This window comes from Vibrio sp. V39_P1S14PM300 (assembly GCF_009904765.1).
GTDB lineage: Bacteria > Pseudomonadota > Gammaproteobacteria > Enterobacterales > Vibrionaceae > Vibrio > Vibrio proteolyticus.
Genome location: NZ_WXWP01000019.1, coordinates 1 through 10839, shown reverse-complemented (window position 1 = coordinate 10839; position 10839 = coordinate 1). Strand labels below are relative to the sequence as shown.

Below are 10839 nucleotides of genomic sequence, written 5' to 3'. Positions count from 1 at the left end.
TCAATCAAAGAAGCAGTGATAGAGACTCAACAGCAAGATCTACAAAGATTTGTTGATAGCTATCGCCAGTCTAAGCAATCAGCAGACTAAAGTAACACATCTTGCTTTGCCAGCGGATCGTTTCTCGTGGTGATGTTTGTTGAGCCTGAGGATGGGTTTGTCTAAAATAGCAGGTTCTTTATCTATTTCAGGTCATCAATATGAGCGAAAATAACGCAAAACCAGCTTTGCCAGATCGTCTGGCGGGTAACCCTCGTAGCCCACACTTTGTTGCTGAGTGTTTTGAACACCAGATCGGTATTCGTCTGAATGGCAAAGAGCGTACGGATGTTGAAGAATATTGTGTCAGCGAAGGCTGGGTAAAAATCGCATCTCCTAAATCTCGTGATCGTTACGGTAATCCAATGCTGATCACCCTAAAAGGTGAAGTGGAAGCATTTTACAAATAAAGCCCTGCTTCCACTCTTGTCGTTTCACACATAGAGCGGCCCCCGTTCTATGCTTTGTTCTTGCCGCCTTTATTGCACCTCCCCCAAGATTTTGCGCTCAATCCCTGTATCAATACGGCTTTGTAAATCGACTCAATCGCTTTCTGGTATCGCTAATATCATTGTGGCGGTTGTGTGTATATGCAATTGTATGTATCTTTGCGTTTTTTATCTGTCTGGATTATGAAATGCGACAAATACTTAGGGAAAAGATCATCGCTGTATGCAATAAGAAAATCAGTCAAAAAGGCGAGCAGGTCGGTGTGTCGTTCTATGCTTTCTTTGCAAATAGAAACGATGACCCAGAGCTGTTGATGGAAGTGGCTACCTGGTGGATACAAACTCATCAACTGGATCATTTTGAAAAAGCGCGCAAAGTGATTGAGCTGGTTACATCCGGACGTTAGGTTATGGATACCCAGTTGTGGCTGGTTGACTACCCAGAATGTTGCTGTAGATGCTCATCGGCCACAAGCCAGTGTTGGGTAACGCAACTGGTCCAGATGTCGTGATCTTATATCGTCAGTACGGTGACGTCGTGCCGAACGCCGACGCTTAGTTGAGGTGATTGTGCGGATGAATTCGAAAGCGCTGTTTGGTGTGGTGTTAATTGTAGCGGCAGCTCTGAAATGTGCTCAGGCGGTGTACCGTCAGGCTCAAAATACAGACATGTTGCAACAGGTGAAAGCAGATGTCCGTGGTATTGTCACTGAGGTTGACGAGAGGGTGAGCGTGGATCATGTGTCTGGTGGTTACCACCTGATTACCGTGGTGTTTTATGCCGGTGAGCCTGGCTTGAGTCCGCTCAATTTTGAGCCTCAGCGTTTACTTCGGCGCGCTCAGTTGGCACTTTGTGAGCGTCACAACTTTTCTCAGTTTAGCTCTCTCGATTACCGCATATCATTAGCATCAGGCTCAAAGGACCGCTCCGAACCTGTCGTAATGACCCAAACGGATTGTGAGAATAGACATCAGATTGCCGGCGGAGTCTAGCAGGGTATTCAAATCAAGGGTGGGTTGATGGATAACATGAAAAAACGGGGTGTGGATGAGCAGGGCTTTGTGTTCAATGTCTGCCATCCGGAACGAATACAAACAGAGTTTCGTGTTGTGGTGGACCAAGCCGTAGCGCAATTGCTGAGCACCTTTCGCACCGCAATACACAGTATTTACTTGTACGGTAGTGTTGCCCGCGGGGAAGCAAAGCGGTGTCACTCTGATCTTGATATGTCGGTGGTTTTTTGCGCGCCTCTAACGGAGCAAGATCACAAGCGTCTAAAACAATTGTCTTTGGCTTTGACGGAAGGATTTCCCCTCATCACTAAGGTCGACTTTGACCCAGGTCATTTGGCAGAAGTTCTGCATCCGCAAGAAAAGTTTCGCTGGCAGTTCTGGCTCAAACACTGTTGTTGCTGCCTATGGGGAAAAGATCTTGCACTCGGTTTTGAGGCTTGTAGGCCAAATTTAGCCATTGCTTGTGCGCTGAATGAAGATTTACCAGAAATGGTGGTGATGCTGAATTCTGGATTAAATGAAGATAACGCAAGCACCAGAGGAAGAGTTTTAGCGAAGAAGTTGCTTCGTAGTGCCTGTGGGTTACTGGTGGAGCAACATCGCAGCTGGCTGGTGGAGCCGGAAGAGTGCGCGGGAGTGATCCGTCGTTATCAGCCTCACTATGAACCGGGAGTTGAGATGGCGCTCATGATTTTGAGAAAAGAAACCGCCACGGTCAACGAGGTAGTACAATTGAGTGCCAGTTTTGCGCAGCCACTGATTGAAGAATATCGGCGAATTACGCACAATAATTTGTGATAACGCGACAGTGTGAGAGCCGCGACATCAGCGCGGTGCAATGGAACGCCAAGGTCAATCAAAGACAAGGAAGAGTATGTTCATACCAAAGAACATGGTGATGTCGGTTGACAACGCCATCATTGATTTTATCGCCCACCATGGTTTTGCTCTGATGGTTTCGCCCACTCAGGAAGCGACACATTTACCGCTGATACTTGAACCTTCAGAGGGGCCAAAAGGGGTCTTGTATGGGCATCTGGCGAAAGCCAATCCACATTGGAAACAGTTGTCAGGTCAGCGGGTATTGATCGTCTTTCAAGGGCCGCATGCCTATATCTCTCCGACCTGGTACCGGCGAAAACCGGCAGTGCCAACCTGGAATTATGCCGCCGTGCACTGTTACGGTACCGTTGAGTTTCTCGATGCGTCGGAAACTCTGGCATCACTCGAACAATTGACCGCCAAGTACGAGCCTGAGTTATTACACGCCAACGATACGATGCCCGATGAGTTTGTTGATAAGCTCTCCCACGCTATTGTCGGAATTCGCATCGTGCTGGACGACATTTTGGCTAAAGAGAAGCTGGGTCAGCATCGAAGTCAGGACGATCAGCAAGGTGTTGTTGCTGGCTTGTGCAGCCAAGACTCTCTGGAAGCCCAAATGCTGGTGCAATACATGAGACAGCGTCATCTGGGCACCGGCGAGTAAGTCCCCTTGTTACAACAGCCTCCAGTAAGGAAGAAGTAGTTTGATGGATACAAACACGATTGATATAGCATTGGCACAGATTCCGGTCAAAAAGGGCCAGATAGCGACGAATTTGACCGAGCATTTGGCCGCAATCGCTGCGGCGGCTCAGCAGCAGGTTGATTTAGTGGTCTTCCCGGAATTGTCACTGACAGGCTATGAGCTTGAATTGTTAGCGACACTAGCCATGACCGAAGAGAGCGATGCGATCCAAGCGTTGAAGACGGCGGCACAAAAATACGCTATTTGGGTGATTGCAGGTTGTCCGTTGGCTTGTCCTAATGACAAGCCTGCGATTGCTGCGGTGGTTTGTTCACCCCAGGGGGATGTGCACTTTTGTACTAAACAATATCTTCACCCTGGCGAGGACGTGTTTTGCTCCGCGGGCTCACAAAACCATACATTGAACATCCAGGGTTTTACGTTGGCTTTGGCGATTTGTGCTGATTTTAGTGAGCCGCAACATGCCCGTGATGCCAATCAGCAAAAGGCGGATGTCTATGTCGTCAGCGCGTTGATTTCACCTGCGGGGTACGAGACCGATGCGTCGATACTGGCCGATATTGCCAGCAGTTACAACATGCCAGTGTTATTAGCCAATCACATCTCCGTGACCGGAGGATGGCAGACCTGTGGTAAGAGCACCATGTGGCTGCCATCTGGCGAACCGGTAGCCGCTCTGATGAATGAACCGGGGTTAATTGTATGTCGTATTGCCTCTGACGGCTCGCATGGTGTGGTGACGTGTGACGCCGATAGCGAATGAACATACAGCGGTTGCGGCGCCTGCCAGGCAGGTGGTCTTGTTACGCGGACTGTTCAGGGGGCAGTTCCATTGGGGTGAGTTTCCCTCGCAGTTGCAGCAAGTGATGCCGGAGTGTCATGTGCGTTGCGTAGACATACCGGGTACAGGTTCTCTGGCTCATCTGACGTCGCCTGACTGCATGGAACACATGGTAGACAGCATTCGACAGCAACTGGACGGACAGGCGCCGATTGATGTGGTGGCAATTTCAATGGGCGGTATGATCGCTCTGAAGTGGTTGGAAAGGTATCCGCATGAAGTGCGCCGTGCCGTTTGTATTAATACCAGTGCAGCGGGGTTCAGCCCGTGTTATCAACGTCTCAAACCCGCTGCGCTTGTCCGAATTATTGGGGCACTGATGTTGCCAGTAACAGTGAGAGAGCGATGCGTGTATCGCCTGGTGTCTAATCAGCCCAACCGACCAGAAGTTGTCCGCCATTGGGCGCAGCTGCAGCGTCGCTACCCGACGCGCATATCTAATTTTATCCGCCAGCTTTGCGCAGCGGCCACTTTTCGTATTAAAAGAATTACAGCGCCCGTGTTGTTTATTTCTTCACAGCATGATCGCCTGGTGAGCCCGCTTGCCACTCAGGCGATAGCGAAAAAATGGAAAGCGGCACTGCTGATCAATTCATGTGATGGCCATGATATTGCTCTGGATAATCCGGACTGGTTGTGCCGCGAAATCAGAGCGTGGTTGTTGCATTCGTCAGGGCTGCTTGAAACTCTGTCAATTCAAAACAAAGAAGAACCGTGAATTTGACTTGGATTCATATTTGGTGCGAAGGATTTGAGAAAGCGTATTCGCTCTAGCAGCTATGCATTAGACATCAGCGCTATGCTGATTGGATTGGCGGTTAGTGGAGACGAAAAAGCCCCGGGTAACTATATCCGGGGCTTTGTGATTACAGCAGATCCAGAATAGCCTCGGCCTTACTGACTTCAAATGATTGAGGCTCTTCCACATTCAGAGTCGTGACTTTGCCGTCTTCGACGATCATCGCGTAGCGCTGTGAACGGATACCACCAAAGCCGGCTGTATCCATTTCCAGTCCTAATGCTTTTGTAAAACTCGCATCGCCGTCTGCCAGCATGCGAATTTCGCTGGCGTTCTGGGCTTCGCCCCAGGCTTGCATCACAAACGCATCGTTGACGGCCACACAGGCAATCATGTCAACGCCTTTGGCTTTCAACTGATCGGCCAGGACCACGTAGCCTGGAAGGTGCGCTTCAGAGCAGGTTGGCGTAAAAGCACCAGGTACTGCAAACAGCACGACTTTTTTGCCGGCGAACAGTTCGTGGGTCGGATGGGTGACCATACCGTCTGCCGTCAGTTCGTTGAGAGAAGATTGAGGGAGAGATTGACCTTGTTGAATCATGACCTTATTCCTTAACGGTTGTGCGAATGTTCAGTTTAGTACGTTCTGCCCGACAGGAACACGGAGATTCTCTGAGGTTAATCGGATAATGCCGTACAGCTGTCAATCTGAGCAGGATTTACTCGGGGAACACGCCCTAGCATGTTATGGTTGCTATTTCATATCTCTCGCCCGAGCCGTGCGAGAGATGACGACTCAGTTAAGGAGCTACATTACCTATGCCATTCCCCGTAAAAGCGTCCTGCCAGTGTGGTCAGGTGAGTTATCAACTGCACGCCAAACCGTTGAAAGTTCTCGCTTGTCATTGCCGAGAATGTCAGAAACTGGCCACCGCGCCGTTCAGCGTGACCGCCGTTGTCGATGCCCAAGATATCGAGTTCTCCGGAGAAATGGGCAGTTGGAGCCGTCTGGCGGATAGCGGTAACCACAATGGTGCTAAGTTTTGCACCGGTTGTGGTAATCGGATTTATCACATCAATCCGGATCAACCGCACTTGATCAAACTGAAATTAAAACCAGTAGAGCGCGAAAGTGAGATGCTGTTTGCGCCTACAGCGCACGTCTGGGTCAGCGAAAAGGTGAGTTGGTTCGAGTTGCCGACCGGTGTTCCGACCTTCGATAAGCAGGTTTAAGCGAATATTCTTGCCACCGTCGAGCTGCGACAAGGAGAAAGAAATGAATGAGTGGGTGTTGGTCAGTCATTGGTTAGTTGTAGGGATATTGGCGACTATTTTTATGGACTTGTTCGCCCTGGGACAGAAAAAGCTGCTGGGCATAGCGTCACTGAATTATTGTTTGGTTGGCCGTTGGTTGTTGTATATGCCTGGCGGGCAATTTCGGCATCATACCATCTTGCAAACCCAGCCCAGAAGCGGTGAATGCGCGTTGGGTTGGGTCAGTCACTATGTGATTGGTGTGCTGTTTGCCGCGCTGTTTTATCTGTTGGCTGGCATGCAACCCGGGCAGGCGAGCTTTGCTGCGGTAGTCTTGTTTGGTGTAGCGACGGTAGTCGTGCCATTTTTTGTGATGCAACCAGGGCTAGGGTTTGGGGTGATGGCAGCAAAAACGCCTGCGCCAGCAACGGCACGCATGCGCAGTGTTGTCGCACATGCGTCTTATGGTCTGGGGCTCTTTTTGGCCTTGCGTTTAGTGAGTTTTGTGACGCTGTAACTTGTCGTGTAATGTAGAGGCCAAGTAAGGAGTTATGCATGAAGTTTTTGTGGCTGAAGATTTTGACAACGGTGTTGGTGTTTGCGGGCTTGTTTGCGCTGGTCTTTTACAAAGTTCAAAGCGGTGTGGTGTAAGCAATCCGGTGAAATCAGAAAATGGCGATTGCGGCTGACGATGGCTTTATAGATACTAGGGCAACGAAAAGCTGCGGGAGCCGATGAACGTGCAGAAAATACCAACAAAAATTACCTTTTTTGAATGGCTTGAGCCATCGATCGTATCCGGAAATAAAACCATCACCATCCGTGATAAGAGCGAGATGGGGTATGTCCCGGGTACGGAAGTCGATGTGCACACATTAGAAACTGACCGCAAGTTTGCCCGGATTAAAATCGTGTCTGTGGAGCCTCTTTGGTTTGACGACATCAATGAGTTTCATGCGCAGCAGGAATACATGGAACTGGATAAGCTAAAAGCCTTGATCAAAGAGATCTACCCAGATGAAATGCAGTTCTACGTGATTACATATCGTCTGGTGTAGAGAGCGTCATTATCATAATACAGTGAGGAACACGGATGTCCGAATACACAGCTAACATCAGTTGGCGCAGAGGGGAGCACGAGCTCTTTACCGACAATCAGTACAGCCGCGGTCATATCTGGTCGTTTGATGGTGGGGTAAGTGTACCTGCCTCGTCGTCTCCACACGTGGTGCCGTTGCCTTATTCGGTGGCAGCCAATGTCGATCCGGAAGAGGCTTTCATCGCGGCTCTGTCGAGTTGCCATATGTTAGTTTTTCTCTCGATTGCAGCGAAGCGTAAATATCTGATTGATCATTACAGCGATGATGCCGTTGGTGTACTTGAAGAAGACGAAAGTGGCAGAACCTCAGTCACTCGGGTGACGTTGAGACCTAAAGTGGTGTTCTCTGGTGAGCGGCAACCAACGCGGTTACAGCTGGAAAAAATGCACCATACTGCCCACGAAAATTGCTTTATCGCGAATTCGGTTAAGACCCAGATTACCACTGAAATTGTCACCTGAACGAGCGGACAGTGAGTGATAACTTGCGCCGTCTTGGGCGCGCGGAGGTCACCCTGATGCACTCTCCTGAAAGCGATCGCATCATTTGCAAACGTGGGGCATCGCCCGTTGAGGTGGCGTTTTATCGGGATTATTCAACGGTGCTGAACGACGCTGGGATCTATGTGCCGCGCTGCCTGAACTTGGACGAAGCTGCCGGGCGACTGGAACTTGAGTACATACCGGGTGCTCTGCCGGAGCTTGGGGTGTATCGTGATGAGAAGGTCATTCGTCAGTTAGCGCGATTGCATGAGTTTCCCCCTTTGCCAAATACGCCGACTCATATTCATATCTGGAGTTTAAACGATACGGTGTCTGCCCTTCGTGCATTAGCGATGGACGCTGAAACGGAGCGTTATTTTTACCGGGCCCAGGCGCATAGTGCTGTTTTGTTCGAACACCATCATTTGATTTCCGGAGATACCAACCCGGGTAACTGGGGCGTGCGGCGCAATGGCCAGCGGGTGCTGTTTGATTGGGAGCGTTTTAGTTTGGGTTGTGCTGCCATTGATTTGGCTCCGATGATCCCGGGAATGGGGAACGCTGACACAATTGGATCGACGTGCCGTGCTGGCCAAAAGCTGGATCGTGGTTGAAGTGGTCAATATTCTACAGAGCAGCGCGCATCCTGACACTGAGCGCTATTTGACTTGGTATCGGCAAACGTTGCCCGGCTGGGCGAAAGAAATGTGGCACCTGATGTAACAACGCCAGCATCATGCTGGCGTTGTGGGCGGGTTATTTTTTGGTCAGGTTGTACTGATCTGCCAGTTCACCGGTGATGTGCTGACCATTGCTGTCGAGTTTCATTAACTCATTTTCTGCGACAAAATACTGATTTGGCGCCGCTTCATCGCTCAGCGTGATCACACTACCTGAGTTGTCCCAGCTGAAGCTGCCTTCTGAGTGATACTTCTCTTCACCTTTGCCCAAATACGTTTGATCCAGTGAGTAGCTGCCATCAGTGTTAAGAGTCAGGTTGGTTTCCAAACCTTCACAATCGGCACAAGGCAGGATGCCACTGTAAGTACCGTTCCAGTCTAGGGAGTTTTGTGCGTTGTGGGCGCTGTCTACCATGACTTCGGCCTGCTGTTGAGGCTGAGCTTCGATTTCAAGCGTTGGCTCAGGAACGACCGTTTCGGCTTGAGCGGCCGGCTTTTGTTCTGGTTGCGGTGTTTCCGCAGGCTCGTCTTGACAACCAGCCAGAACGATAGCGGTAACAGACAGGGCTAACAGACGTTTTTTCATAATAATTCCTCGTTAATTAAGCGTATTTCCTGTAGGACAAATAGTAACGTTTCTCACTTGTTCGTTTCGTCAGTCTGAAGTAATACAATGATCTGGGGATGTCAGAGTTTCGTCATTTGCGTAACCTATTAAAAACAGTGTCTAAATAGAGTGATGGCGTTATGATGAACCAGAGTGAGGCGAACTTGCCAGAAGTATGGGATACAACCGGGCTACAGGCGAATGAGAGTGTTATGAAAATCAGCTTTAATATGGAAGATGCGGGGCAGGTGTTTGTCGGAGCGTTTGCGCTGGCGGTGCCTATATCGTTTTCAGAAGAAGCATGGCAACTGGGTGAAACGCTACCTTTTGCCAATTTGCTGATGCTGATGTCACTGTCGACCGTATTTCTAGGCATCTTTGCCTACCAGAGTGTATTTCAGCAAAACGTCCATAAACGGGTGTTGGCGTTTGCGTTACGAATCATACTGGCGTATTTGATTACGGCGTTTGTGGTGGCGCTGGTGTTGATGTGCCTCGATAAACTGCCACTGATGGTGGACCCCATCACGTCACTCAAACGAATTGTGGTGATAACCATGCCAGCCTCGATGGGGGCCATTGTCGTCGACAGTTTTGATAAAGAATAAAAAATCCCCGCCAGGGCGGGGATTTTTCTTGTATCCGGATTACGCCAGCACGGCTTCTTCCTCGGCAAACTCAACACCGGCTTCGCGGTAGAGACGACGACACGCTTTGCCGTCGCTATGGAACAGGTGGCAGCGGTGAGCGGGAATACCAATAGATAGCTTATCACCCACATCGACGTCCAGTGTGTCCGGCTGACGATAGATCACGTCTGTATCGGCACCTTCCAGGTTGAGATAGACCTGAGTCTCGTTGCCAAGTTTCTCGACGATCATCACTTCGCCCTCGATCACGCCGTCGCCTTCCGACTTAGTCACCAGATGTTCAGGACGAATACCCAGTGACATGCGTTCGCCACGAGTGACTGATGAGCCATCGACGGGAATCCAGAACGACATGCCGTTGGACAGTTGGACTTTTACTTGATCCGGTTGAACCTCATCAATGAATACGCTGGTAAAGTTCATCTTTGGTGAGCCGATAAAGCCCGCTACGAATCGGTTCTGAGGGTAGTGATACAGCTCTAGCGGTTTACCTACCTGAGAGACGAACCCCGTGTCCAACACGACAATTTTGTCAGCCATGGTCATGGCTTCCACCTGGTCGTGGGTTACGTAGATCATGGTGCAACCCAGCTTACGTTGCAATTTGGTGATTTCAGAGCGCATCTGCACACGCAAAGCCGCATCCAGGTTCGAGAGAGGTTCATCCAAAAGGAAAACATCGGGCTGTGACACCAGCGTCCGGCCGATCGCAACGCGTTGACGTTGGCCACCCGACAGGGCCTTAGGTTGACGTTCTAATAAATGGCTGAGCTGAAGAATTTCGGCTGCATGCTCAACACGCTGGCTGATTTCTTTCTTATCGGCTTTTGCTAGTTTGAGGCCAAATGACATGTTGTCGTAGAGGTTAAGATGAGGGTAGAGCGCGTAAGACTGGAATACCATACCAACGCCCCGTTTCGACGGCTCAACCTCATTCATGCGTTCGTTTCCGATGTACAGGTCACCTGAAGTAATGTCTTCAAGACCAGCGATACAACGCAGCAGGGTGGATTTACCACAGCCTGACGGGCCAACGAAAACGACAAATTCGCCCTCTTTGATTTCCAGATCGACATTCTTGGAAATCAACACATCGCCATAAGCTTTACATACATTTTTTAACGTGACACTCGCCATCTAGCTCGTCCTCGATCAAGATTTTTGTAACTTACTGCCCATCATTATATGAATAGTCGCGGGCAGTAATAGTAGGAATTCGGTAAGTTGTGTTTTGTTTTGTCTCAAAAGGGTAAGAAAAACGGGGTGATGGACGCGAAAAGGTAGCGTCAACATCACCCGTCAGTGCCAATTGTTGGTTTGCCTCCCCCGTACAAGCTGATGCCTCCCCCGTACTAAATAATTACCACGAACATCAAATCTTGTAACAGCAAACCAGTCCGGCATGAAAAACCAGTGTCTTCTTAACGATGAACGACTGGAAAGGGTTCTTACC

At 49.7% G+C, this 10839-nt stretch carries 16 protein-coding genes; 13 read left to right on the top strand and 3 right to left on the bottom strand.

The features are described from left to right. Positions 1-200 precede the first annotated feature (200 nt). From CAG65_RS01120 to CAG65_RS01090, 7 genes are all read left to right on the top strand, one after another. Positions 201-449: a DUF3297 family protein gene (locus tag CAG65_RS01120; protein ID WP_021704923.1), complete on the top strand. Its 249-nt coding sequence runs from the start codon at positions 201-203 to the stop codon at positions 447-449. 227 nt (positions 450-676) lie between these two features. Next, complete coding sequence (locus CAG65_RS01115) at positions 677-895, top strand: DUF6500 family protein (RefSeq protein ID WP_161451579.1); 219 nt, start codon at positions 677-679, stop codon at positions 893-895. 169 nt (positions 896-1064) lie between these two features. Continuing rightward, positions 1065-1481, top strand: coding sequence for a hypothetical protein (locus CAG65_RS01110; protein ID WP_161451577.1), 417 nt, complete (start codon positions 1065-1067; stop codon positions 1479-1481). 27 nt (positions 1482-1508) lie between these two features. Further along, positions 1509-2300 (top strand): nucleotidyltransferase domain-containing protein, encoded by a 792-nt coding sequence (locus tag CAG65_RS01105; RefSeq protein ID WP_161451575.1) that lies wholly within the window; start codon positions 1509-1511, stop codon positions 2298-2300. 76 nt (positions 2301-2376) lie between these two features. Beyond that, positions 2377-2991 carry an FMN-binding negative transcriptional regulator gene (locus tag CAG65_RS01100; protein WP_161451573.1) on the top strand — a complete coding sequence of 205 codons (615 nt, stop codon included), beginning with the start codon at positions 2377-2379 and terminating at the stop codon, positions 2989-2991. Positions 2992-3034: 43 nt separating this feature from the next. After that, positions 3035-3796: a carbon-nitrogen hydrolase family protein gene (locus tag CAG65_RS01095; protein ID WP_021704918.1), complete on the top strand. Its 762-nt coding sequence runs from the start codon at positions 3035-3037 to the stop codon at positions 3794-3796. Continuing rightward, positions 3777-4592, top strand: a complete 816-nt coding sequence (locus tag CAG65_RS01090; RefSeq protein WP_337247537.1) for an alpha/beta fold hydrolase — start codon at positions 3777-3779, stop codon at positions 4590-4592. Before CAG65_RS01095 ends, CAG65_RS01090 begins: the two co-directional genes overlap by 20 nt. A 148-nt stretch (positions 4593-4740) precedes the next feature. Here CAG65_RS01090 and CAG65_RS01085 read toward each other — a convergent pair whose 3' ends face one another. After that, positions 4741-5214: a peroxiredoxin gene (locus tag CAG65_RS01085; RefSeq protein WP_021704916.1), complete on the bottom strand. Its 474-nt coding sequence runs from the start codon at positions 5212-5214 to the stop codon at positions 4741-4743. A gap of 218 nt (positions 5215-5432) precedes the next feature. Between CAG65_RS01085 and CAG65_RS01080 the strand changes: the two genes are divergently transcribed. From CAG65_RS01080 to CAG65_RS01060, 5 genes are all read left to right on the top strand, one after another. Continuing rightward, positions 5433-5846 carry a GFA family protein gene (locus tag CAG65_RS01080; protein WP_161451571.1) on the top strand — a complete coding sequence of 138 codons (414 nt, stop codon included), beginning with the start codon at positions 5433-5435 and terminating at the stop codon, positions 5844-5846. Positions 5847-5889: 43 nt separating this feature from the next. Next, positions 5890-6384 (top strand): DUF2938 family protein, encoded by a 495-nt coding sequence (locus tag CAG65_RS01075; RefSeq protein ID WP_021704914.1) that lies wholly within the window; start codon positions 5890-5892, stop codon positions 6382-6384. A 217-nt stretch (positions 6385-6601) separates the two neighbouring features. Further along, the gene (gene yqfB / locus CAG65_RS01070) at positions 6602-6925 is read left to right on the top strand and encodes a N(4)-acetylcytidine aminohydrolase (RefSeq protein ID WP_202599224.1); all 324 of its coding nucleotides are present in this window, start codon (positions 6602-6604) and stop codon (positions 6923-6925) included. A gap of 35 nt (positions 6926-6960) precedes the next feature. After that, the gene (locus CAG65_RS01065; RefSeq protein ID WP_161451569.1) at positions 6961-7428 is read left to right on the top strand and encodes an OsmC family protein; all 468 of its coding nucleotides are present in this window, start codon (positions 6961-6963) and stop codon (positions 7426-7428) included. 11 nt (positions 7429-7439) lie between these two features. After that, positions 7440-8063 carry a phosphotransferase gene (locus CAG65_RS01060; protein ID WP_161451567.1) on the top strand — a complete coding sequence of 208 codons (624 nt, stop codon included), beginning with the start codon at positions 7440-7442 and terminating at the stop codon, positions 8061-8063. A 142-nt stretch (positions 8064-8205) separates the two neighbouring features. Here the strand turns inward: CAG65_RS01060 and CAG65_RS01055 are convergent, their stop codons facing one another. Beyond that, complete coding sequence (locus CAG65_RS01055; RefSeq protein WP_161451566.1) at positions 8206-8715, bottom strand: copper resistance protein NlpE; 510 nt, start codon at positions 8713-8715, stop codon at positions 8206-8208. Between the two features lie 233 nt (positions 8716-8948). Between CAG65_RS01055 and CAG65_RS01050 the strand changes: the two genes are divergently transcribed. Further along, positions 8949-9344, top strand: coding sequence for a DUF2391 family protein (locus tag CAG65_RS01050; protein WP_040902433.1), 396 nt, complete (start codon positions 8949-8951; stop codon positions 9342-9344). A 39-nt stretch (positions 9345-9383) separates the two neighbouring features. Here CAG65_RS01050 and malK read toward each other — a convergent pair whose 3' ends face one another. After that, positions 9384-10523 (bottom strand): maltose/maltodextrin ABC transporter ATP-binding protein MalK, encoded by a 1140-nt coding sequence (malK, locus tag CAG65_RS01045; RefSeq protein WP_021704908.1) that lies wholly within the window; start codon positions 10521-10523, stop codon positions 9384-9386. Positions 10524-10839: the final 316 nt, after the last annotated feature.

Excerpts from the sequence above, each read along its gene's own strand:
- CAG65_RS01120 (WP_021704923.1), top strand. The coding sequence starts at position 201 with ATGAGCGAAAATAACGCAAAACCAGCTTTGCCAGATCGTCTGGCGGGT.
- CAG65_RS01115 (WP_161451579.1), top strand. The coding sequence starts at position 677 with ATGCGACAAATACTTAGGGAAAAGATCATCGCTGTATGCAATAAGAAA.
- CAG65_RS01110 (WP_161451577.1), top strand. The coding sequence starts at position 1,065 with ATGAATTCGAAAGCGCTGTTTGGTGTGGTGTTAATTGTAGCGGCAGCT.
- CAG65_RS01105 (WP_161451575.1), top strand. The coding sequence starts at position 1,509 with ATGGATAACATGAAAAAACGGGGTGTGGATGAGCAGGGCTTTGTGTTC.
- CAG65_RS01100 (WP_161451573.1), top strand. The coding sequence starts at position 2,377 with ATGTTCATACCAAAGAACATGGTGATGTCGGTTGACAACGCCATCATT.
- CAG65_RS01095 (WP_021704918.1), top strand. The coding sequence starts at position 3,035 with ATGGATACAAACACGATTGATATAGCATTGGCACAGATTCCGGTCAAA.
- CAG65_RS01085 (WP_021704916.1), bottom strand. The coding sequence starts at position 5,214 with ATGATTCAACAAGGTCAATCTCTCCCTCAATCTTCTCTCAACGAACTG.
- CAG65_RS01080 (WP_161451571.1), top strand. The coding sequence starts at position 5,433 with ATGCCATTCCCCGTAAAAGCGTCCTGCCAGTGTGGTCAGGTGAGTTAT.
- CAG65_RS01075 (WP_021704914.1), top strand. The coding sequence starts at position 5,890 with ATGAATGAGTGGGTGTTGGTCAGTCATTGGTTAGTTGTAGGGATATTG.
- yqfB (WP_202599224.1), top strand. The coding sequence starts at position 6,602 with ATGAACGTGCAGAAAATACCAACAAAAATTACCTTTTTTGAATGGCTT.
- CAG65_RS01065 (WP_161451569.1), top strand. The coding sequence starts at position 6,961 with ATGTCCGAATACACAGCTAACATCAGTTGGCGCAGAGGGGAGCACGAG.
- CAG65_RS01055 (WP_161451566.1), bottom strand. The coding sequence starts at position 8,715 with ATGAAAAAACGTCTGTTAGCCCTGTCTGTTACCGCTATCGTTCTGGCT.
- CAG65_RS01050 (WP_040902433.1), top strand. The coding sequence starts at position 8,949 with ATGAAAATCAGCTTTAATATGGAAGATGCGGGGCAGGTGTTTGTCGGA.
- malK (WP_021704908.1), bottom strand. The coding sequence starts at position 10,523 with ATGGCGAGTGTCACGTTAAAAAATGTATGTAAAGCTTATGGCGATGTG.